Source organism: Pantoea sp. X-Soil-TKNS-1279 (assembly GCF_059730565.1).
Map to the genome: position 1 here is coordinate 55,527 of NZ_AP035948.1, position 22,901 is coordinate 78,427.

The following is a 22,901-nucleotide window of genomic DNA, read 5'->3' on the forward strand; positions in this document are numbered from 1 at the left end:
CAACCATAGCGCCCGTAACAGGCGGGCGCAATGGTCAGGCGGGGAAAAGGTGCAAAGCCTTATTTCACAACCTCTGGATTGACACAATTCTTCTCGATTTTGCCGGTTAATGCCGCGATCAGGTTATCGACAGCATCGCTCATCATGCCGTAGCGGGTTTCATGAGTGGCGGAACCGATATGGGGTAATGTCACCACATTGGGCAGCTTCAGCAGCGCGGAATCGGCAGGCACCGGCTCCTGCTCAAACACATCCAGACCAGCGGCGTGGATGGTGCCGTCTTGCAACGCGCTTATCAACGCCTGCTCGTCCACCACCGGGCCACGGCCAACGTTGATCAAAATGGCGCTCGGCTTCATCAGTTTTAACTGTGCCGCGCCGATCATATGGTGCGTCTGTTCGGTCATCGGCAGGATAACGCAGACAAAATCACTCTCTTTCAGCAAAGTCTCTAAATCACAGGCGCGTGCGCCGAAACGCGTTTCGGCTTCGCTATGCTGGCGGCGGGCGTTATAGAGAATGTTCATGCCAAAGCCGAAATGCGCGCGTTGCGCCGCAGCCATGCCGATACGCCCCATACCCAGAATACCGAGGGTTTTATGATGGACATCCACGCCGTAATGTTGCGGGCCGATGCTGGCCTGCCACTGTCCAGCCTTCACCCAGGCATCCAGCTCGGTGACGCGGCGCGCGCTGCTCAGCACCAGCGCCATCAGAGTATCGGCTACAGTTTCAGTCAGCACCGTTGGTGTATGCATCAGCACCACGCCGCGCTGGCTGAGTGCCGCGACATCGAAATTATCATAACCAACCGAGACGGTAGAGCAGGCACGCAGCGCCGGCATCTGTGCCAGCAAATCGCCATTCACTTTACCGCCGGAACCCAGCAGGCCCTGCGCCTGTTGAAACTGCGCCGCGTGCTGTTTGACGCTTTCTGGCGAAATATCGCTGACTTCGGTCACGGTGAAATGCGCGTCCAGTTTGGCACGCAGGTCATCCGGCAGGCTCTTGTAAAGAATCACAGCAGGTTTCATCTTTTGCTCCCTGTAGAACGAGTGACGGGCGACAACGTCGCCCGGAAAAGTCATTTTCGCTTACGCTTTCAGGCGTGTTTGGCCCCGTGCAGCGGCGGCGCTTTGTTTTCGGCGGGTTTGACTATCAACGTCAGCCACACCGATGCCAGCAACGCTGCGCCCATAAAAATGTAAGAAGCCGACGGGCTGCCGGTTGCGCCATTAAGATAGCCTACTATCCATGATCCGACGAAGGATCCGAGTGCGCCCATGCTATTAATCAGCGCCATCGCGCCACCGGCCACATTACGCGGCAGCATTTCCGGGATGATGGCGAAGAACGGGCCGTATGGGGCATACATCGCACCACCGGCAATCACCAGCAGCGCATAGGACAGCCAGAAATTGCTGGAACCGACCAGGTAAGAACCGAGGAACGCCAGCGCACCAATCAGCAGCAGCGGCCAGACAAACAGTTTGCGATTCTGCATCTTATCCGATGCCCAGGAGACGATGATCATCGCAATGGTGGCGACCAGATAGGGCACCGCTGACAGCCAGCCCGCTTCCACCATCCCCATCTGCGTGCCGTTACGCAGGATCGAAGGCAGCCACAGCACGAAACCATACACGCCGATGCTCCAGGCAAAATATTGCAGGCACAGCAGAACAACGTTGCGGTTACGGAAGGCTTCCCCGTAGTTACGTACCGCTTTGATCCCTTGCTGCTCTTTCTGCAATTGCGCCTGCAACGCCGCTTTCTCCGCCTCGCTCATCCATTTCGCCTGCGACGGTTTGTCCTGCACCAAAAACCACCAGGCAACGGCCCAAATCACCGCCGGAATCCCCTCAAAGATAAACATTTCACGCCAGCCAAAGGAATCGATCAGATAGCCGGACACCACTGACATCCACAGCACCGTCACCGGATTACCGAGGATCAGAAAGGTGTTGGCGCGTGAGCGTTCGGATTTGGTGAACCAGTTGCTGATGTAGATCAGCATCGCGGGCATCACTGCCGCTTCCACTACGCCGAGTACAAAACGGATGGCGGCCAGCATCGGGATGTTGCTGACCACCCCGGTCAGCGAAGCACACAGCCCCCACAGCACCAGGCAGCAAAAAATCAGCTTCTTCACGCTGCGGCGCTCGGCATACACCGCGCCGGGGATCTGAAAGAAGAAGTAGCCGAGGAAGAACAGCGCACCGAGCAGCGATGACATGCCTTTGGTGATACCCAGATCGTCGTTAATCCCTGCGGCGGAGGCGAAGCTAAAGTTCGCCCGGTCCAGATACGCCAGACTGTAGGTGATAAACACGATGGGCATGATAAACCACCAGCGTTTTGGTGCGATTGTCTGCGTTTTCATAGGATTATCCTCAAGTGTAGCGGCGCGATGTATCGCGTGGTCCTCTGCGGTTGATGACCCTCACTCCGACCCTCTCCCATAAGGGAGAGGGAGGTTACCGCGACGGAATTAGTAATCGCCCAGCGTGGCGCGCGTTGGCAGTCCTTCGCTGTCGCCCGCCACCTGAATGGCCAGCGAACCAATTTTGTTGCCGCGCAGCATTGCCTGCGGCAGCGTTTTTCCTTCCAGCAGGGCGCTGATCAGGCCGACGGCAAAACCGTCACCGGCACCCACGGTATCGACCACTTTGTCGACGCGAATCGGCGCCACCAGACCTTTGTCACCGGCGGCGGTTTTGAACCAGGCACCATCGCTGCCGGTTTTGATCACCACCGCTCTGACCCCCTTATCGAGGTAGAAATCAGCGATGGCTTCCGGTTGGCGGTAGCCGGTCAAAATCAGTCCCTCTTTCTCGCCCGGTAGCACCCAGTCGGCATATTCCGCCAACAGGTTCAGCTGCTTGCGCATCTCCTCTTCGCTGCGCCACAGCACCGGACGCAGGTTTGGATCGAACGAGATGGTTTTGCCGTGCGCGCGCATCTCTTTGGCGGCATGTTTGCAGAGCGCCAGCGAGCTGTCGGAAATCGCGGCCGCAACGCCACTCAGATGCAGGTGGCGTGCGTTGCCGAAGTAATCGGCGTTGAAATCATCCGGTGACAGATGGCTGGCTGCGGAACCGCTGCGGAAATACTCCACTTCGGGATCGGAGCCATCTTCGACGCGCGATTTAAGCTGGAAACCGGTGCGGTAGCGGGCATCCGTGGTGACGCAGCGGTGATCCACGCCCTCTTTTTCCAGCTGTTGCCGGGTAAAACGGCCAAAGCTGTCATCACCGACGCGGCTGACCCAGCCGACCTGTAAGCCGAGGCGCGCCAGACCAATCGCCACGTTCAGCTCGGCACCGGCGATCCGTTTGATAAAGTGGTCAGCAGCGGCCAGATCGCCGGTCTGCTGCGCGATAAACATCGCCATCGCCTCGCCAATGGTGACGACATCAAGTTGGGTGGTCATCAGCAACTCCTTAACGGGCGCGCAGCAGGTCAACGTAATGGCGTGTTACCGCCAACAGATCGTCGCCTTCCAGCGGGAATTCAATGCCGCGTGGCGCATCCGCAGGCAGAGCGTGCAGCAGGGCGCGCCAGTCTTCAGGGCTGTCATCCAGCGCGATAGCACGGAAGCTGTCGCGATGCGGTACCGCAGTTTTGACATGCACGTAGCCAACGTAATGGCTCAATCGCTGCGCGGCCAGACGTGCGTCTTCGCCGGTCCAGCGCCAGTTCGCCATATCAAACGTCATCTCCAGCGGCAGCGCCGCATCGCGCGCCTGATGGAAAAAGCGCTGCATCGGAGCCAGTTTGCAGTCGGTCGTTTGGTCGTTCTCCACTACCAGTTTGACGGGAGAAGCGGCCAGCACGGTGGCTAAGGCGGTGGTATGGAGATCGATAAAGTGACCGAGCGACAGTTTCAGCTGCTGCGCGCCAATCTGTTGTGCTTCGGACAGGAACTGCGCCAGATGCGGGTTCAGTGCGCCATCGGCCAGATACAGCGTTTCCGGCACCGAATAGCAGGCGCTTAATCCCTGGCGGGTAATGGCTTGACCCAGAGCGGGAAGCTGCGATAAATCCTCCGCGCTGAACAGCTCGCGGCGAATCTCCACGCCATCCGCTCCCGCTTGTTTAATCAACGGCAGCAGGGCCGACTGACCACCAAGTTCTGCCACTTTGCTGCTGCCGTAAGCAGCGGTCACAACAATGATTTCTGGTTTCATCTCATCTCTCCGGGCACCCACGGCCTCCCAAACGTTATAAAAACGTTAGATGGAACCGGTTCCAAAGGGAAGATGCAGACGTCGGAAGTATGATCCTGCTCACGAAGTGAGCCATGAGTTGGGGGAGGCAAGATTCGTAGCGGCGCGATTTATCGCGCGGGGTTTACCCGGGATGGCTCAAAATTGCGCGATAAATCGCGCCGCTTCGATCAACCCAGCCGCTGGCTGGAGCCACGCACGATCAGCTCGCCGGAAAACACTTGTTCTGTGACGGGATGGTCATCGCCTTCAATACGCGCAATGACTTTTTCCAGCGCAGCATAACCGATTTGCCAGGTGGGTTGTTTGAGGGTGGTGATGCCGACGCCTGCCAGCGCGGCCCACTCCAGTTCATCGAAACCGAGCAGACCGATGGACTCGCCCCAGCTCAGGTTCAGCCGTTGCAACGCGCGCGCTACTTGCAGCGTTAGTGCGCCGTTAGCCGCCATCACCGCACAGCGTTTTCCAGTATGGCGCTGGTGGAAATCGCGCAGGGTGGCATCCATCTGCTCAGGTTGGTGCAGCGCAACTTCGGCGTTTTCCGCCTGTACCGCAGGTTGGGTTGCTACGGTGCTGAAGAACGACGCCAGACGCTCACGGCGGGTATTGACGCTGCCAAGCGGTTCGCTGAGGAACAACAGCGCTTCGTAGCCATTAGCCAGCAGATGTTTTGTCGCCAGTTGTGCCGCTTCCGGGTTATTCAGGCCCACCACATCACACGCGAAATCAGGGATTTTACGGTCAATCAGCACCATCGGCAGCATCGACTGTTGCAGGCGTTTGAGGATGTCTTCGTGCATACCGACGGCGTTTACCACAATGCCTTCCACCTGGTAGCTGCTGAGCAGTTGCAGATAATGCTGCTCAAGATCCACTTCATTGTTGGTGTTGCACATCAGCAAGGTAAAACCGTGGGCGCGGCAGGCGGCTTCGATGCCGCTCAGCACATCAACAGAATAGGGATTGGTGATGTCGGCAATGATCAGGCCAATCAGGCGGGTACGGCCACGCTTCAGCCCGCGTGCCATCTGGCTTGGGCGATAGTCGAGCTCGGCGATGGCGCGTTCGATACGCGCTTTGAGATCGGGCGACAGCAGATTTTGTTCGCCATTGAGGTAGCGTGAAATGCTGGTTTTACCGGTTTTTGCCGTGCGGGCAACATCGCTGATAGTCGCGCGGGGCGGCCTGGTCTTCATTGCATACACCTGGTTCAAAAGAAACAGGCGAAGACTACCACAGGAACGCCGCTCTGCAAGAATCGGCTAGTCAGAAGTGAGGTGCAGACGCGGTTGCCACAAGGTTTGTAGCTGATTGACCGGTGTCCCCTCCAGCAGTTGCAGCACCATCTCCGCCAGTTTTTCACCCACATGCTGTTGTGAGCATTGCAGGATGGCGTTGACCGGGTGGTCGATGATGGAATCATGCGGCAGCCCGTCGTAGACAAACAATCGGATCGCCTGTGGGCCGCTGAGCCGTCCGGCCTGTTGCAGCGCAATCGCGGCCCCTTCTCCCAGCGGGCTGCAATCGGTGATGATCGCCTGTGGCTGCTGTCCCTCAGCCAGCCAGGTCGCGGTTTGCTGATATCCGGCGCGGCGTGAGGGCGGTACGGTAGCCATCAACGGAACAGGCAGCGGTTGATGTTGAGTGACGGTATCAAGGAAACCCCGGCGGCGATCGCGCACAAAGCTGCTGGGTTCATTGCCTCCCAGCCACGCCAGGCGGGTTAATCCCGCGGCCAGGCAGTGATCGGTCGCCAGCTTTACCCCGGCGTAATTATCGTAATCAAACCAGGCATAAGGTTGTGCCAGTTGGCTGCGACCGAGTGACAGAAAGCGAAACCCCTTTTGTTGTAGCCGTTGCAGGCGAATGTCCTGCGGCATGGCATGGGTGACGATCAACGCATCAATGGCACCACTGCGCAGCATACGCAAGGTGCGTTGCTGGTCCTGCGGTTTATCGGCCAGCATTAGCAGGTCGATTTCATCGCGGGCAAGGCGTTGGTCGAGTGTTTGCAGCAATTCAATAAAATGGCTGTCGCTCAGGGGCAGGGAGCTGTCGGGAAACACCAGTCCGACGGTGTTGGCGCGGCCGGTCTTCAGACGGCGGGCTGCGGCGTTGGGGCGATAGCCGCGGCGGCTGGCTTCTTCTTCGATACGTTTGCGTGTAACTTCTGCCACATCATCATAGCCATTCAGTGCACGACTCACGGTGGTAACGGAAAGTCCGAGAACGGAGGCGATGGCTTTCAGCGACATGATGGGCTTCCATTGATCAATTTTTGATCAAGCTAACATAAAGAAATCGGCGGCTCTATCGGTTGATAATATTTGACAGTAATGGGTAGCAGCAAGTGCCAAAAGTGGCGTAAAAAAAGACAAAATGGGCCTGTCAATGCAGGCCCATTTATTATTACCCCAGTGGGGTGAGGGTGATTTCAACGCGACGGTTTTGTGCTTTACCTGCCTCGGTGCTGTTGCTGGCAACCGGGTTATCCGGCCCCAGGCCCTGGGTGCGCAGACGACTGGCTTCGACACCCTGCACAATCAGCGCGCTGGCCACGCTTTCAGCACGTTGTTGCGACAGACGCATATTCAGTGCGCGCGTGCCGGTGCTGTCGGTATATCCGGTCACGTTGACCGCCGTTTTTGGATACTCTTTCAGCACCATCGCCACGCCGGTCAGGGTGTTGGCACCCGCCGGTTTCAGGTTGCTGCTGCTGGAATCAAAGGTGACGTTATTCGGCATATTCAGCACGATGTTATCGCCCTGACGCGTCACGCTGACGCCGGTACCACGCATTTTGTCGCGCAGTTTCGCTTCCTGCACATCCATGTAATAACCGATACCGCCGCCTAATGCTGCGCCAGACGCCGCACCGATCAGTGCGCCTTTACCGCGATCTTTTTTCGATGACGACATCATGCCAACACCCGCGCCCAGCACTGCGCCAAGACCAGCGCCAATGCCGGATTTACCCGCCTGCGATTCGCCGGTATAGGGGTTAGTTGTACAGCCGGACAGGGCCAGGCTGCCACTCAGTAACAAGGCAAGTGCAACAATGTGCTTATTCATTAAAAGTCCCTTAGATTTAAATGGGGGAAAACCCCCAAAACGGTGCTGATTATGCCGTCAAATCATGGGAAAAAACGTGAGAATAAGTCTTAAATTGTAAAGAAATGCCTTAACGGTTAGCGGGATGGCAAAAACAATCGGTTTGATGGTCGTTAATCAAGCCACAAGCCTGCATATACGAGTGACAAATCGTGGGGCCGATGAATTTGAAACCACGCTTCTTCAGCGCTTTTGACAGTGCTATAGCAGGATCGGAGGTGGTGGGGGCCAGTTTGTAGTCGGCATAATTGTGTAAAATTGGCGTGTTATTGACAAATTCCCAGATAAAGCGGGAAAAGTCCTCTCCGTTGGCTTCCATCGCCAGATAAGCGCGGGCATTGGTAATGATCGCCGCCAGCTTGGCGCGTTGACGAATTAACCCGCTGTCCTGCATCAGGCGATCGAGATCTTGTTCATCCATTGACGCGATGGCCTGCGGATCAAACTGATGAAATGCTCGCTGATAGTTGGCGCGTTTTTTTAACACGGTAATCCAAGACAACCCCGCCTGCTGCCCTTCAAGACATAACATTTCAAATAAGGCGCGCTTATCGGTTTGCGGTACACCCCACTCAGTATCGTGGTACGTCAGATAGAGCGGATCCTGTGTTACCCAGCCACATCGTTGCATTGCATCACTCCTTAAGCAGAGGAAAATACTTCGTTTCCCTTGACGTATTCAATAATCGGTTAATAGTTAATCAAAGGGCGCCGATAACTGTTATATCCAATACCTAAACGCCCGGTTCCTATCTGGCTCGTCAGGAGTCTTTCATGTTGCAGAAAAGTCAGCGGTCAGGCCAGCACAATCTTGCGCTGGTGATGGGGTGTGCATGGCTATTTGCCGTGTCCTGCCCGGTATTGGCCTGGGATGAGAACAGCCAGGATCAGCCGGTAGCTTCGCCGGATTACAACGCCATACTTGCCGAAAAAATTTCCCAAAATCACCTGATGTTGACAGAAAATAGCACCAATAATCTGATGGATGCCGCGCTGAATGCACCGGGTGAGGCCATGGTCAGCGTCCATACCGAAGCGGCCAGCGTCGGTGCCAACCCTTTTACTCATCGCATGTCGGCAGGCTGGCAGTTACCTGTCAATGAGACGCTCACGACCGGGCCGGTGGCGCAATACGCTGTCGACTCGTCACCGCTGAGCTGCCCGCAGTGCGAATTCGTTGAACCTGATAAAGATGATCACATTGCATCATTGGGGTGGCGCGTTGATTCCAGCCTTGGCTGGATAGCCCCTTACGCACAGATTAGCTACAGCCACCAATTGGGGGAGATGAATTTCACCCCGCGCAGTGATGAGGGGATCGCACGGGAGAACAACTGGATGGATGTCAGCGTCGGCGCCAATATGCCGCTGGGGCAACATCTGTCGGCTTTTGCCTCATTCTCGCAAAACGGTGCCATGAGCAGCGGTGAGCAGTTCATTTATAGCCTCGGCGTCAGCGCCAGTTTTTAATCGGCATAAAATGAGAAGTAAATAAGGATGATAAAAATATAATAAGGATGCTAATCATTATCATTGGTAACAACATGCGCGACAATTTATTTATACTTGGCCGTGAATTATCGGCTTTTTTCATCAGTGGGCTGGTTTTAGTTTTTGCGATGGCGATGGTCTACATCGACGTCAACTGGATGAACGATGCGATGAAGGAGACTTCATTCACCGAAGTGACGCAAGAAATCATGCTGGCAATTAACGCCGGACTGTTTTTTATCGCCTCACGCCAGCGACCCGCTTTGATTCTGGTGGGTGGATTCTTTACCTGCATGCTGATCCGCGAGCTGGATTTTCTGTTCGACATCATCAAGCATGGCTGCTGGGTATGGTTTGCTCTGGCAGTCACCGCAGCCTCACTGGCAATGGCCTTGCGTCAGCCTAAACAGATTTTACCGGGCCTGGTCGAACTGGTTCAGCACCGGAGTTGGCAAATGATGGCGAGTGGCTTGCTGGCTGTGCTGGTGTTCTCTCGCCTGTTTGGTATGCACCAGCTATGGGAGCATCTGATGCTGGATGGCTACAACCGCGTGGTGAAAAATATGGCTGAGGAAGGCAGTGAGCTGCTGGGTTACAGTCTTTGCCTCATCGCCTCGGTGCGTTATTTGTGGCAAACCCGTCCACAACTCGCTAACGCCCCGGCTGCTGCCAAAGCGAGTTCCAATATGAATCACGCCCAGGCTCAGATCTCTACCCGCTAACCTTTTTTGGCGATCCTGCGCGCTAAAACAGGTACACTGCAACCATAGCGTCGGACGAGGAAATTCGTTCGACGCACTGGGTTTGTCAACGTCAGGTTTCTTCATGTCAGTCAAAATCTTAACTTCTACGTTGGTCGGGTTAGATGGCTTTTGCCATGACCCGATCGCGGTGCTGCAACAGGCAGAAAACGGCACGCTGGCGGTGTTGCAGCATAACGCGCCGGCGTTTTATGCGCTGACGCCACAACGGCTGGCGCAATTGCTGGCGCTGGAAGCCGCCGCGCAGCAACCCAACGATGTCACCCTGGATGACAGTTTGTTTGACACTCCGCTTGCCCCGATAGCGACGCCGGTCGGTAAATTTGCCATGTATGCGGGCTGGCAGCCCGATGCCGATTTTCAACGTCAGGCGGCAATCTGGGGTGTGGCGCTGAGTGAACCGGTGACGGCGGCTGAGCTGGCGACCTTTGTGGCTTACTGGCAGGCTGAAGGTCGTCTGTTTCATCATGTGCAGTGGCAACAGAAACTGGCGCGTAGCGTGCAGATGAACCGGGCCGCCAATGGCGGTCAGCCGAAGCGCGATATCACGCAGATCAGCAATACTGATTATGATATTCCCGATGGTTTTCGAGGTGAATGATGAAAACGCCGAACGATCTATTCAACCGCCTGAAAAAACTGATGCCGACAGAGGTAAAGCCAAAATTCACCAGTGGCGAGGAGCTGCTGGCCTGGAATCAGGAGCAGGGTCGTCTGCGTTCTGAAGCGATTGTGCGTGAAAACCGCGCAATGAAAATGCAGCGCATCATGGGCCGTTCCGGTATCCGTGAGTTGCATATGAATTGCTCGTTCGACAACTATCGGGTGGAAAACGAAGGGCAGCGCAAAGCGTTGAGTCTGGCGAGGGAATACGCTGCGGGTTTTGATAACAGTATCTCCAGCTTTGTGTTTTCCGGCCGCCCTGGCACCGGTAAAAACCATCTGGCGGCGGCTATCGGCAATGATCTGATTATTCGCGGTAAAAGCGTGCTGATTGTCACCGTGGCAGATTTGATGTCGAGCATGAAAGGCACCTTCAGCGGTGGCAGCGATATCACCGAAGAACGCCTGTTGCAGGATCTCAGCACCGTCGATCTGTTGGTGATCGATGAGATCGGTATGCAGAGCGAATCACGCTATGAAAAAGTGATCATCAACCAGATTGTTGATCGCCGCTCCTCGTCGAAACGCCCGACGGGCATGTTGTCAAACCTCGACCCTGCCGGTATGAACGCGCTATTGGGCGAGCGCGTAATGGACCGTATGCGCCTGGGCAACAGCTTGTGGGTACGCTTCGATTGGGAAAGTTACCGCAGCCGCGTGCGCGGCGATGAGTATTAATTATCCAACCTCATTTTATCTGGTGCGCTACGTCAAAAATGACAACAAAGTCTGAGATAAAGCGCACCCGTACACTGCTACACTGAACCTCTACCATTCTGCCGGTTGAGGTTGTCATGAAAACGATGGGCAAAGGGCCAGCGTTACTAAGACTGAATAACCTGAAGCGGGTGATGACGCAGCTGCGGCAAACCCGAGTGACCTCCCGCCAGGATTTAGCCCAGGCATTAACCCTCAGCAAAAATACCGTTTCGCTGATTGTGGATGATCTGCTGGCGCAGGGGTTAATTAACGAACTGGGGCCGGTGAGTGTCGCGGCTGCCGGGCGACCGAAAATCGAGATATCGCTCCGCCCGGAGAAACTCAAAAGTGCGGGCATTATGGTCGAACGGCAGGCGATACACTGGCGAGTTTGCGACTATTTCTCGCAGGTGATTGCCGAGCAAACCTGGCGTTCGGAAACCAGCGACCCGGCGTTACTGCTCCAGGAGTTGGTGGAGTGCAGCCAGGCCCTGCGTGCAGCGCACCCGGAACTGATTGGCATCGCGATCGGTTTTCCTGGCATCGTCGATCCGCAACGCGGTTGGATGCATTTTTCTTCCCATCTTGGCTGGCAGGATGTTGATCTGCTGACGCCGCTACGGCGCGGGATTGACCTGCCACTGCGCATCATGAATAACGTCAAGGCAGCGGCTTTGCTGTCGGTGCAGCAACTGGCGTTAGACAAAAGCCAAAGCCATTTCTATCTCCGTATTGCCGAAGGGATTGGCGGGGCGTTGGTTCAGCACGGTGAAGTGTTTACCGGCAGCAGCTGGACCGCGGGTGAAGTTGGGCATCTCACCGTACAGCCTGACGGCCCACGCTGTAGCTGTGGCCGCCTGGGTTGCCTGGAAGCGCTGGTCAGTCAGCCAGCCATTCAACAGCAACTGTTGCGCCGCAAGCCGGGTTTGCGCTGGCAAAATCGTGACAGTGAACCGGCGATTGTGGATGCGGTATTAAGTGAGGCAGGGGCGCAGCTCGGCAGTGCGTTGAGTCAGGTGATGCTACTGCTTAATCCGGCCAGCATAATGATTGATGCCGCGTGGAATGCCTGCCCGGTCTTTACCAGAGCCGTACAGCAGGCGGCGGAGGCGAGTACGTTGGCGTTTACCTTCACCCATACCGCGCTGCATTTTCTGCCGCAGCGTATTGATCCTGCCAACGGTTTGGCGCTGGCAGTGATTGAACAGTATGAGCAGCGGATGGATTAACCTCCCTTCCGATGCGTAGCGGCGCGATTTATCGCGCGCCGCTATATGTGTTAATGACGCGGAATATTCAGCGATTCACTGGTTTTCGTGCTGCCGGTACTGGCCGGCACTTCGGCCTCAACATTAAACTTTTCCAGCACCAGACCGTGAATTTTCTCCAGCGATACCCCAGCGGTTTCCGGTAAATAACGGAAAGTGAAGAAGTACATACCGAGTGAGAAGATTGCGAACAGCAGCAGCGGGAAACCACCGTGGAACATGTCGATCAGCAGCGGATTGCTGTTCATGATCGGGAAGGTGGTGCTGATGACAAAGTTTGCCATCGACATCGCACAAATCGAGATCCCGACGCAGATGGAGCGAATTTCCGTCGGGAAGATTTCACCCAGCACCGTCCAGACAATCTGTCCCCAGGTCATGCCGAAGAAAATCATATACGCGAACAAGCCGATCACCGGCAGCAGGCCAGGCAGATGATAGTAGAAGGCAATAAACGAGTAAGCGAGGAAGATGCAGGAGGTGATTGCGCCAAGCAACAGCAGCTTGCGACGTCCGACTTTATCAATCAGCGTCATCCCGGCCAGCACGCCGATGAACTGACAGACCGACAGCCAGAAGGTTTGTAACAACGCCGAATCGACACTCCCCGAGACGTTCTTCAGCAGCGTCGGACCGAAATACTGAATCACGTTAATGCCACTGATTTGGTTGCCTACCGCCAGACCGATGCCGATCACCAGCAAAGGCACGGTGGTTTTATCCAGACGGAAGCGCGCTTTATGCTGGCTTGCCGTCTCAGCGGAGAACGAGTGTTTGATCTCGCTAAAGACGCTCTCCGCATGTTCGCGATTGGAGATTTTGGTTAGCGTATCCAGCGCGGCATCGTACTTGCCTTTCAGCACGTTCCAGCGTGGTGATTCCGGGATAAAGGCGATAAAGAAGATAAACAGCGCACACGGCACCAGCGCTGTCGCCAGAATGTAGCGCCAGCCCAGGGCGATCATCGCGTCAGGCAGCATCGATTTGGTGATGAAGTAGTTGGTCAGCAGCACCACCGATTGTCCACCGACACAACACACCGCATAAAGCGCCGTGGTGCGGCCACGAAATTTGGAGGGTGACAGCTCGGCCAGATATATGGGAGAGATCACCGAAGCGAGGCCGATTGCCAGGCCACCAATCATGCGGAAAATGACGAACACCGTGAAATTATGCGCAATGGCGGTGCCAATGACCGAAACGGTAAACAGTAACGCGGTGATGGCGAGAGACTTTTTACGTCCCAGCACATCGCTCAAACGTGGCGCGATAAAGCAGCCGACCAGACTGCCAAGCAGGATGTTAGACACTGCCCAGCCGGTTTCTGCTGGCGTCAGTTGGAAGTATTCACTTAATGGTTCGATGGCACCGGAGATGATGGAAGAGTCATACCCCATCAGCAGTCCGCCAAATGCGGCGACGGTACAGCAGAGGATGACATACTTCATGTTGTAGCGTTTTTGCCTGGTATTCATTGTTATAGCCCCTTGTCTCTACGGCCTGAACGTTGCTTGTCCAGAAAGAGGAATGTTGTAGGTTGTCGATGTTCCGTTTCTTCACGCAGGGTACTCAATATTGAAATATATTTTCTAAATGAATATTTTTGGATCATTTTTTCCGAAATGTGTGAGGCGTGTTGCGAAAATTATGGTTTGAGTTAAATCGACAAATGTTTATCCAGATGAAATGATAGGTTTTTTGTCATTTTTGCCGAAGGGGGAGGTTGCACGGCTTGCTTTTTGCTGGAATTTTCATTCTGAAAAGACGCGTTGAAAAGGGGCTGTAGCAGCGGCACTCCGTGGTTTCATTTTTTTCCGGGCAGCAGGCATAATACGTTGATTGAAAGGCCGTCTTTGCGGATATCGCGATGAAAACGCAGCGCATCACTCTGGATGATATTGCCACCCTGGCGGGGGTCACCAAGATGACGGTGAGCCGATATTTACGTACGCCGGAAAAAGTTAAAACGGAAACGGCCGACAAAATTGCCAGTGTGATTGCCGAGATCGGTTATACGCCCGATCCTGACAACCTTGCTCAGACCAGTTCCAGCCCACCGCGCATTGGTGTGCTTATTCCTTCCTTTAATAATCAAATCTTTGCCGACCTGCTGGCGGGTATCGAATCGGTGACCAGCGCTCAGGGGTATCAAACGTTGGTGGTCAATTACGACTACAACCCGCAACGAGAAGAGGAACAAATCGCCACGGTACTGGCGTTGAATATTAAAGGGCTGATCCTCACAGAATCGGTGCACACCGTACGCGCAGAAAAATACCTCAAAGCGGCCAGTATCCCGGTGGCGGAGGTGATGGGGCTGACCGAGGCGCGCGATCGTATCAATGTGGGTTTTGACAACTATCGTGCTGGTTACGACATGACGGCAATGTTGCTGGCAAGCGGCAAAAAACGCGTAATCTACTTTGGCTCCATGTCGGACCGTCGTGATGAACAACGCTACGCCGGTTATTGTGATGCGGTGTCAGCGGCGGGGTTGCCAGAAGGGCGCATTGTGCCGAACAAAGTCTCCTCAGTGTCGATTGGTACCGGCATGATGACACTGGCGCGCCAGCTCTATCCGGATATGGACGCGATTCTGTGTACCAATGATGATCTGGCGGTGGGGGTGTTGCAGGAGTGCCATGCCGCTGGCATTGCGGTGCCTCAATCGATGGCAATCGCCGGTTTCCACGGGCTGGAAATTGGTCAGGTCACCACGCCCCGCCTGGCGAGTGTCATCACGCCACGTTTTGAAATGGGTAAAGTGGCGACAGAGATTGTCATCAAAAAGATTAACCATCTGCCGACCATCGAACAGGTTAACCTGCACTATCGTTTATCGATGGGTGCCACCATCTGAATCACAATACCCACACCCCGTAACAGCGCGATTTATCGCGCTGTTTTCATTTGCGCGATAAATCGCTTTAATCGCGTGCGGTGCTGCCGGCGATGGAGGGAGGGGTGTGGTGCGCGCGTTTCAGGAAGCGGCTTTCCAGCAAATTCCATGAGGTGTAGGCCAGCGCCAGGGTGATAACTATCGTCATCAGCAAGCCCAGGTAAGCGTTGGCGGTGAAAACCCCAAAGTGTTGCAGCAGCTGAATAATTGGCCAGTGGTAGAGGTACATGCCGTAAGACAGGTCGCCATACTGGCTGATTTTAATCTCGCTACACAGGTTGGTGCAGAACAGAATCACCACGGAAGAGAACGCGATGGGTTCAATAAGGAAGGAGTAGTCGGTGTTTTTGAACAACAAAAACAGCACCAGCGAAACAATGGTGATCTCTTTCAGGCGGTCAAAAGTGGGTTGATGCGTTGCCAGCAGACTGCCAAAGAAGAAGAAAGAGGCGAGCGAAATAAACTGTTTCGCCAGGGTATCGGCTTTCGGACCGGTATACACCATCGAGAAAAAGAAGAACCACAGGCTGGAGATGACGAAAATCGCCGTCCAGACTTTCAACGGGCTCTTCTTCATCAGCGGCAGCACAAAGGGCAGCAGTACGTAAAGCGTCAGCTCGGCCTTAATCGTCCACAGCGAACCATCCATCGGTTGGTTGGGGTTATTGGTAAACACTCCGGGTAGCGAAGGCTGGATGAAGTTGAGGAACGAAAAGTTAGCAATGAGATACTTAATCGATTCTTTGTTCTTCAGAAAATCGACCAGAGGCAGCGTGGTGACGCACATCCCAATCACGAAACACATAATCACCACGAATATATAGGCGGGGAGAATGCGTTGTGCACGTTTAATAAAATAGGAGGTCAGCGATTTACTTCTCAAGTAACTTTTTGCAATAAGAAAACCACTTATTGCGAAAAATCCTCTTACGGCAAAATCACTATTCAGGAAGTGCGAGAGGAAACGAATGTCAGCATTTCTCGTCACTTCTGCCGAATGCACCAGTAACACGATAAAGGCGAGCGATAGTCGGACGATGTCGAAGTTATTTTTTTCGTTCATATCTGCATTCTTTCATTGAGTGACGTTGCGCCAGTAAAATCGTTATTAGATTTTACATGAGTTGTTAGGAATATTCCGATCACTGCTGACGCAGATGTACTACTATTAGAGTTTTAAAAGGTTCAAAAATCAAGTGAAGCCCTGATGAGGGAAGATATTCGGATTTTCCTTATGTGTCCATCGGGGTATTCTTAAATAGAGGAAGATGCGCTGGCATTGGATCCCAGCGCATTAGAAATTAGCGGAATAACTGGAAGGTACGTGAAACTTCGTAGCCAGTAATCGACTGCTTACTTGAAATGGTATTGTAATATAGATAGTAAAGAACCATGAGTACCGTAATACCCACGGCCAGAACCTTCATTGCTTTCCTGGTTTCCCAGATACACAGAGAAATAAGTACCGGCTCAACCTGCAAAAGATAGTTTGCCAAACGGCCACCAGAGGCATAATCCTGCAATGCCATCCTTAAACCACTACCAATGGCAAACGTAATGACCAGAATGTAGTAGAGGCGAAACTTTTCTTCGTCGAAATTCTTTATTTTGTCACTTAGCAGCAGAAAGCTAAAAATGAAGACGAAGCCAATATTTTTCAGGTTGGAAAGCGTAATGATGCCTTGTTCCTGCGCGGAATCCTGGTTGGCATAGCCCATTGCCCTGTCGCCCAGAGAACCGATATGGCTGGAAATAAGAGAAATTAACGCCGAACTTCCCATAAAGGCCAGGGGTAGACTGGCGACGACGATAAGTATCGGAATATATTTGTTTTTTCTGACAATTAATGCTATTGGGATCAGCAGTGCCACAATACCCGTAGCATGGCTGATAAACGACAGAATGAAGGTGGTGATCATCCCTGGTCTACTTCTGCGCGCGAAATGATAGACAAAGCCCATCAGAAACGCGGAACACAAACCAAAGCGGATCTGGTTCATGTCTTTATTGATAAACAGGTGCGCAGAATAAACAGCCAGGGCAACTAACGGTAATGGTGTCAGCTTACGGAAATAATGTGCGTTGACGCAGACCGCTATCATGGTAAAGACATAGATAAAAATATCCGGGTTAGCGGTAAATATTCTGGTGAAGCCTGCAATGGCATAAATAGCCGGTTCATAGCGGAAATTGACAACGGCATTCCAGAACCCTTCGATAATAATCTGATCGATGAATTGAGAAAAGAACTGGCGATACTGAAAATCATCCAGGCCCGTGCCCAGACCACGAATCCCGCCAAAGGTAAAAAGCACGACCACGGCAACAAAATAAATATATGATCGGATTCGCGCTGTGTTTTCATCTTTACTCAGCATGACTTCAACGATTGCAATAAAAGTCAAACTCAGGCTTATGATCCAGTAAATTCCCATGGTCACAGATTCTTATAGTTTAAAATTTACTTATAACATAGGGTGTTGTTAACGTAAACATGAGAAAAGTCTAATTTTTTCTGGTCCGGTATTATATTGAGTGAAAAAGGTGGTCATTATTTGCTATCTTTCCCTACAGATTCAATTGGACTTATTATAATGTTAGTTTTTTCTTCTGGGACAGGATTCTGATTCAGAATGTTGTGTCGTCATGGCACTCAGAATGAATGCTTATCATTGTTTTTATTCAGGATTTGGAGCCGGAGAGATGAAGTCATCTTTTTTATCTGCATTGATTTTCCTGTTTTATCTTCCCTGCGCCTTTGCCAATAAGGAAATTCCGATCTGGCCAAATGAAGTGTCAGGAAATAATACATTTATTAATTTTAGTAAAAACCCGGTAGATAATAATCGTGCTGTCACAAAAGTCGATTCTCCAGAAATAATTTATGTTCCTCCCGCCGGTAAAATTAATCATTCGGCTGTGCTAATCATTCCGGGTGGGGGATTTTCGTATATTATGCAAGATCTTGAAGGGTTAGATGTCGCGAAGGTTCTGAGTAAAAAAGGCTATTCTTCTTTTGTGCTGCTTTACCGTATGCCGCGTGGCGGATCTGACGTTAATCGAAATAATGCTTTTGCTGATGTTCAGCGTGCTATGCGCCTGATTCGCGCCGGTGCTGCTCAATATCGTATTGCGCCAGACCAAATAGGAGTGATGGGTTTTTCCGCTGGCGCATACCTGGCGGCAAACGTCAGCAATGATCCTGATGCCACCAATTACCCACCACGGGATGACGTCGATCAGGTTTCCGCCCGCCCCGATTTTGCGGCGTTGATCTACCCGGTGCTGTCACTACAGGATGGTGTGACTCATAACGGTACGCGTGCGGCGATGTTTGGCAAAGACATCAGCAACGACATCAAACAGCGCTTCTCGCAGGAAGACCGCGTGACTGCCCATACGCCACCCACTTTTCTTGTTCAGGCGCTGAATGACGGCACGGCCTCGCCGCAAAACGCACTGCGTATGTTTGAGGCGTTGCGTAAAAATAAGGTGGCAGTTGAACTACATCTTTTCCAGCAGGGCGGGCATGGTTTCGGCATTGTGAAAAAACAGAATATCCCGGCAAAAAACTGGCCGACGCTGTTTAGTGACTGGCAGGCGAGTCTGGTGAAGCAACCCTGACCTGGCACTCGTGTGCACAATTTGGCGAGTTATCGATATTGATTGGCCTTAAGCATCAACATAGCCAATTGCCGACTTTTTATAATCCTCCTGACTGACCGCATCAGGAGGAATGATGGATATTAACGTGGCCTTCATACATCAGTTGCTGCTGTGGATTGAGGCTAATATCGAACAAAAACTGATTCTGGAAACCGTTGCACAACGGGCGGGTTATTCGCAGTGGCATCTGCAACGCTTGTTCCGCAGTTATACCGGTATCGCACTGGGAACCTACATTCGCGAGAGGAAGCTCACGGCGTCGGTGATTGCGTTGTTAACCGACAATACCCCTCTGATGCATATTGCGTTGCAGTTTGGCTTTGACTCACAGCAGACTTACTGCCGCACCTTTCGCCGCATGTTCAACCTACCGCCAAGGGCATTTCGTCGCAAATATCAGCACAGCCTGCCGCATATTGATGGTCCGGCTAGCCTGCTGATGTTGCGTTCGCATGGTCATCCGGTGCGGTAAAATATTTTCCCGGTGTCGAGCCGAAGGCATGACGAAACGCACTGATGTAGCTGCTGACATTCTCGAATCCAACCTGCCAGGCAACTTGCTGCACGCTGTTGCCCGCGGCGAGTCCCTCCAGCGATTTCAACAGGCGTGAGGTCTGGCGATATTTTGCCAGGCTCATGCCAGTGGCATTGGCCCAGTGGCGGCTCAGACTTCTGGGGCTAAGCCCTGCCCAGCGTGCCAACTCGGGTCCGGTACGTATGTCAGATGGGTTGTCGATTAGCAAACGCGCTATCTGGAGCAGACGCGGATCTTCAGGTAAAGGCAGAGTGAGAGGCTGGACGGTGGCTTCATAGAGTTCATCGAGGAAAACTTCCCCCAACCGGTTGTAGCGTTCACTGCCCCAAAATTCTGGCGTTAAGGTCGCCAGCCGTTCGGCGAGAGGTTCCAGCACTGCCGGGCAGGATAACAATACCGGATGATCAGGCAATGGCGCGGCGAGATCTTCGTCAATCAATACGGTCCACCCCAACACCTGCCCAGGTCCAACGATCGCGTGTTCGAAGTGCGGTGGGATCCAACCGACTAAACGTGGTGGATTGGCAAAAATACCGGATGGCGTGTTAACCGTCATCAACCCCTGTTTCAGGCAATAAAGTTGTCCGGCAGCATGACGATGTGTGTGGCTCTCCCGATCCAACTCTTTGGACAACGATACGGCAATCACCTTCGGCGCATTCGGTTCCAGTAGCCGTTGACGCAACTCGTCTCTGCGTGGGTCACCCGCAAAAGGGATGTTATCGGATGGGTGGATTAACATGGGTTTTCCTGAAGGTCAGGCGTGAACAAGGTGGCGGAAGATCACAGGAGTCTCAGTATTTTTTAAGTGTTTGTTTTTTATGTTTTTTATTGAGCTTGTGAATTTAGTACCCCCAAAAGAACCCCCAAGTCTGTCACCTTCTCAGCAACACATAACTCATTTCCTGATGTTAATTTACTAGCTAGAGTTTTACTCTTGAATACCCTGAAATAAAAGGGCCATACTTAATGGGCTTAAAGATAAAGTTTAATTTAAAGATATTTTAACTAAAATTTATTTAACTTATTGATTCTGATGGAGTGTTTAATAAGTTTATATGTTATCAACATTTTTGATAAATCTAAATTTCAATAATTATGATAGAAAAGTTATCAGAAGTTTTTCTATCTACAACATGAGTAATGAGCTCTTCTCCAAAATCCTCGACATTTTCATTTCTTATTGATATATCTCGAATTTCCTTCTTAGATAGGACCGAATAAACCCCGTCTGAAATCAGGACCACGCGATCTTTCTTTTCTAGCTTGTGCTCAAAATCTTGTATTATTAGTGGCTTATGAGCTCCTATGGCACTTTCTAAAATATGCCTACGAGGGTAGTCGAAAGCAGCCTCTTTAGTCAGTTTCCCTGATTGGAGCAGCCTCGCGACCTCACTATGATCGATTGAAAGCTGCATTAAGCCGTTACCTCTAAGGAGGTATGTTCTGGAATCACCACAGTTGATACCAACAAGACTGTGACCACTTATAAGTACAGCAGTAATTGTTGTAGCCATACCTAACAGGTTTTCATCTGATGCCGCCATCGCCAACACTTCATTATGAGCGATCATTGCACAATCATGCAAAGTGACATCTTCCTTTCGAAGTTCCTTATCGAAAACCTGCGTAGCAAGTTTGGATGCAATTTCGCCGCCTTGATTACCGCCTACACCATCAGCAACGCAACATAGAAGGCCGCGATCAGGTATCTGCGTATGCAGTATACAATCTTGATTGGTCTTCCTCGGTCCTTCCGATGTGTATGAGTATATGTTTATCAACGGCAAACTCTTTGTATCATGGCTACAATTTCCGGATGGAGTATCTCATATGAAACCCCAATAGAGCTATTAAGATGACTTACAGCACGGCACATTTTACCCTCTAGTATACTCATCTCCAAAGCAACTCTTCGTGCTAATGGAAGCGACATCTCAGGACCAGCTGCCATGACAAAAGTCCTTTCGACATACCAACGATTATGAGAAGTGCCCATAAAGAGTAAGGCCATGAGAGCTTCTGACTGGCAGCTAAGATCTGGAACATTCAGAAATTCACAAAGGCGATTACAAATGCCATCACACTGCTCAAAATAAAAGCTGCTGTTAGCAACCCATGTTGCATATTGCTGGCCTAATCGTGAAGCTAATAAGGGACTTAATGATATAAGCTCTTTAATTTTATTTAAATCAATCTTATGAAGTATAGTACTTACTTCATTCGTCCCATAGTTATCTTCAATATATGATATAATTGATTTCCATACTTCTTCATGCAAGGGTTCAACGCTTGACAAATAATCCATGAAGTTATTAATTTCGGCATTAAAAACAGTTACTGTTTTAGGATCTACACTGAGTATTGCATCCCTTAAAGCTGCAACGCTAGAGAAACGTCTCGCTGGATCTCTGCGTGTACAAGCTCTGATAATATCAGCATACGCACTTGCATCGTCATTAATTTCATTACAAGGAATTCTTTCCCCTGTACCTACAAAATCATGCAGTATACAACCAACTGAATAAATGTCAGACGCTGGGCTTGCCCTGCGAAGGTCTGCAACAATTTCGGGGGCTGTGTAGTAGTCAGATCCCATACGCATACCTGTTTGGGTAAGAGCTGATAGTTGTGTGTCTTTTATAGACATCAAACCGAAATCGCTGATTGCATAATAGCTTCCTGAGTTTTCTTCTAGCCGTAAAACATTTTGAGGTTTTAAATCTCGATGATAAATTTGCATCGAGTGAAGTTCCTCTAAACCTGCCAGAATATCCATTATTGCAGTGATGAATGCCCCATTTAAGGTTTTGCTAGTTTTTATATCTTTATCAAGGCTAGAGGAAGCTAAAGGCATTAAAAAATAAGGGGGTTCGGCAGAAAGTTCTCTTATAATGACAGGTACTATATTCTTATGGCGAAATCCAAATTGAACATTTGCCTCGCGGATAAATCTTTTTTTTACGTTCTCCACTAATTCTGGAGGCAAAGGTTGGTTAACGCTAAATGTTTTTCTCGCAAATCTATTATTAAGTTCATCAGCAACAAGATCGACATTTCCGAAACCACCGCTACCAATCCTGCCTAATTCTCTAAACATATCATATCCTTCAATAGTTAATTTCAGAGCTTATGGGTAGCGGTGTGTCATTTTTTGACCAGTTGTTTATGAAACTTGGCTGTAATGCTTTCCCTGCCACCTCGGCTGTGTGATGTATAAGTATAAATGATGCTGCAAGAGGAGATCCGATAACCCTTAACGCCTCGAAACTGTTACCCTTACTCTTAATAGCATAGCTTTCATAAGTAGTTTACTTCCTTATGCGCATACTTATTTATACTCGCCACTATCCAGAAATACTTTAGGGTTAGAGTAAAAAATAATTGAGAAGGATACAATTTGGGTCGAGGATTTGAGTTAAATTTGAACCCAGAAGCAATGTGTTGATACTAAATTGACTAGCGATTAGACATATGAAGACTCGCCGGGAATGATGCTTTACCCCGCTGCGCGCGCTCGTACCCCCGCCACGCCTGCCCGCTTTATAGAGCGGTTTTCATGCACCTGCATGAATGGTC

22 protein-coding genes are annotated in these 22,901 nt (G+C 51.6%); 8 read left to right on the top strand and 14 right to left on the bottom strand.

Annotation, left to right across the window (positions count from 1 at the left end; genetic code table 11):
* Window positions 1-59: 59 nt before the first annotated feature.
* From ghrB to AC6I8N_RS00315, 8 genes are all read right to left on the bottom strand, one after another.
* Complete coding sequence (ghrB, locus tag AC6I8N_RS00280; RefSeq protein ID WP_021183671.1) at window positions 60-1,034, bottom strand: glyoxylate/hydroxypyruvate reductase GhrB; 975 nt, start codon at window positions 1,032-1,034, stop codon at window positions 60-62.
* Between the two features lie 68 nt (window positions 1,035-1,102).
* The gene (locus tag AC6I8N_RS00285; RefSeq protein WP_497829789.1) at window positions 1,103-2,383 is read right to left on the bottom strand and encodes an MFS transporter; all 1,281 of its coding nucleotides are present in this window, start codon (window positions 2,381-2,383) and stop codon (window positions 1,103-1,105) included.
* A 108-nt stretch (window positions 2,384-2,491) separates the two neighbouring features.
* On the bottom strand, window positions 2,492-3,433 hold the full coding sequence (locus tag AC6I8N_RS00290) for a sugar kinase (RefSeq protein WP_021183673.1): 942 nt from the start codon (window positions 3,431-3,433) through the stop codon (window positions 2,492-2,494).
* A 10-nt stretch (window positions 3,434-3,443) separates the two neighbouring features.
* Window positions 3,444-4,190: a sugar phosphate isomerase/epimerase family protein gene (locus tag AC6I8N_RS00295; protein ID WP_497829790.1), complete on the bottom strand. Its 747-nt coding sequence runs from the start codon at window positions 4,188-4,190 to the stop codon at window positions 3,444-3,446.
* Between the two features lie 209 nt (window positions 4,191-4,399).
* Entirely contained in the window at window positions 4,400-5,425 is a 1,026-nt protein-coding gene (locus tag AC6I8N_RS00300) for a LacI family DNA-binding transcriptional regulator (protein WP_497829791.1), read from the bottom strand.
* A gap of 66 nt (window positions 5,426-5,491) precedes the next feature.
* A complete protein-coding gene (locus tag AC6I8N_RS00305; RefSeq protein WP_021183676.1) occupies window positions 5,492-6,484 on the bottom strand; it encodes a LacI family DNA-binding transcriptional regulator in 993 nt (330 codons plus the stop codon).
* Between the two features lie 154 nt (window positions 6,485-6,638).
* Complete coding sequence (locus tag AC6I8N_RS00310; protein ID WP_208724483.1) at window positions 6,639-7,301, bottom strand: OmpA family lipoprotein; 663 nt, start codon at window positions 7,299-7,301, stop codon at window positions 6,639-6,641.
* Window positions 7,302-7,410: 109 nt separating this feature from the next.
* On the bottom strand, window positions 7,411-7,971 hold the full coding sequence (locus AC6I8N_RS00315; RefSeq protein WP_208724484.1) for a DNA-3-methyladenine glycosylase I: 561 nt from the start codon (window positions 7,969-7,971) through the stop codon (window positions 7,411-7,413).
* Window positions 7,972-8,114: 143 nt separating this feature from the next.
* Here AC6I8N_RS00315 and AC6I8N_RS00320 point away from each other — a divergent pair, with 143 nt between their 5' ends.
* The 5 genes from AC6I8N_RS00320 (at window position 8,115) to AC6I8N_RS00340 (ending at window position 12,183) form a co-directional block, all read left to right on the top strand.
* Window positions 8,115-8,810: an autotransporter gene (locus AC6I8N_RS00320; RefSeq protein WP_497829792.1), complete on the top strand. Its 696-nt coding sequence runs from the start codon at window positions 8,115-8,117 to the stop codon at window positions 8,808-8,810.
* Between the two features lie 74 nt (window positions 8,811-8,884).
* Window positions 8,885-9,553: a hypothetical protein gene (locus tag AC6I8N_RS00325; protein ID WP_497829793.1), complete on the top strand. Its 669-nt coding sequence runs from the start codon at window positions 8,885-8,887 to the stop codon at window positions 9,551-9,553.
* Between the two features lie 103 nt (window positions 9,554-9,656).
* Window positions 9,657-10,193, top strand: a complete 537-nt coding sequence (gene dnaT, locus AC6I8N_RS00330) for a primosomal protein DnaT (RefSeq protein ID WP_021183681.1) — start codon at window positions 9,657-9,659, stop codon at window positions 10,191-10,193.
* The gene (gene dnaC, locus AC6I8N_RS00335) at window positions 10,193-10,933 is read left to right on the top strand and encodes a replicative helicase loader DnaC (RefSeq protein WP_021183682.1); all 741 of its coding nucleotides are present in this window, start codon (window positions 10,193-10,195) and stop codon (window positions 10,931-10,933) included. Before dnaT ends, dnaC begins: the two co-directional genes overlap by 1 nt.
* A 116-nt stretch (window positions 10,934-11,049) precedes the next feature.
* Window positions 11,050-12,183, top strand: coding sequence for an ROK family protein (locus tag AC6I8N_RS00340; protein ID WP_497829794.1), 1,134 nt, complete (start codon window positions 11,050-11,052; stop codon window positions 12,181-12,183).
* Between the two features lie 50 nt (window positions 12,184-12,233).
* Here AC6I8N_RS00340 and AC6I8N_RS00345 read toward each other — a convergent pair whose 3' ends face one another.
* On the bottom strand, window positions 12,234-13,697 hold the full coding sequence (locus tag AC6I8N_RS00345; RefSeq protein ID WP_021183684.1) for a sugar porter family MFS transporter: 1,464 nt from the start codon (window positions 13,695-13,697) through the stop codon (window positions 12,234-12,236).
* 392 nt (window positions 13,698-14,089) lie between these two features.
* On the opposite strand from AC6I8N_RS00345, the gene AC6I8N_RS00350 reads away from it, so the two are divergent.
* Window positions 14,090-15,082, top strand: coding sequence for a LacI family DNA-binding transcriptional regulator (locus AC6I8N_RS00350; protein ID WP_013507234.1), 993 nt, complete (start codon window positions 14,090-14,092; stop codon window positions 15,080-15,082).
* 67 nt (window positions 15,083-15,149) lie between these two features.
* Here the strand turns inward: AC6I8N_RS00350 and AC6I8N_RS00355 are convergent, their stop codons facing one another.
* Window positions 15,150-16,184, bottom strand: a complete 1,035-nt coding sequence (locus tag AC6I8N_RS00355) for an acyltransferase family protein (RefSeq protein ID WP_497829795.1) — start codon at window positions 16,182-16,184, stop codon at window positions 15,150-15,152.
* Window positions 16,185-16,422: 238 nt separating this feature from the next.
* A complete protein-coding gene (locus tag AC6I8N_RS00360) occupies window positions 16,423-17,556 on the bottom strand; it encodes an EpsG family protein (RefSeq protein ID WP_497829796.1) in 1,134 nt (377 codons plus the stop codon).
* A 223-nt stretch (window positions 17,557-17,779) separates the two neighbouring features.
* Here AC6I8N_RS00360 and AC6I8N_RS00365 point away from each other — a divergent pair, with 223 nt between their 5' ends.
* Together AC6I8N_RS00365 and AC6I8N_RS00370 are read left to right on the top strand one after the other, a co-directional pair.
* The gene (locus AC6I8N_RS00365) at window positions 17,780-18,745 is read left to right on the top strand and encodes an alpha/beta hydrolase (RefSeq protein ID WP_497829797.1); all 966 of its coding nucleotides are present in this window, start codon (window positions 17,780-17,782) and stop codon (window positions 18,743-18,745) included.
* A gap of 115 nt (window positions 18,746-18,860) precedes the next feature.
* Window positions 18,861-19,259 (top strand): helix-turn-helix domain-containing protein, encoded by a 399-nt coding sequence (locus AC6I8N_RS00370; RefSeq protein ID WP_497830719.1) that lies wholly within the window; start codon window positions 18,861-18,863, stop codon window positions 19,257-19,259.
* Here the strand turns inward: AC6I8N_RS00370 and AC6I8N_RS00375 are convergent.
* The 3 genes from AC6I8N_RS00375 to AC6I8N_RS00385 all read right to left on the bottom strand — a co-directional run bounded on the left by AC6I8N_RS00375 (window position 19,216) and on the right by AC6I8N_RS00385 (window position 22,422).
* Entirely contained in the window at window positions 19,216-20,064 is an 849-nt protein-coding gene (locus tag AC6I8N_RS00375) for a helix-turn-helix domain-containing protein (RefSeq protein ID WP_497829798.1), read from the bottom strand. The two genes, AC6I8N_RS00370 and AC6I8N_RS00375, sit on opposite strands and share 44 nt — an antisense overlap.
* 340 nt (window positions 20,065-20,404) lie before the next feature.
* Window positions 20,405-21,112 carry a PP2C family protein-serine/threonine phosphatase gene (locus tag AC6I8N_RS00380; RefSeq protein ID WP_497829799.1) on the bottom strand — a complete coding sequence of 236 codons (708 nt, stop codon included), beginning with the start codon at window positions 21,110-21,112 and terminating at the stop codon, window positions 20,405-20,407.
* Window positions 21,103-22,422, bottom strand: a complete 1,320-nt coding sequence (locus tag AC6I8N_RS00385; protein WP_497829800.1) for a serine/threonine-protein kinase — start codon at window positions 22,420-22,422, stop codon at window positions 21,103-21,105. Before AC6I8N_RS00385 ends, AC6I8N_RS00380 begins: the two co-directional genes overlap by 10 nt.
* Window positions 22,423-22,901: the final 479 nt, after the last annotated feature.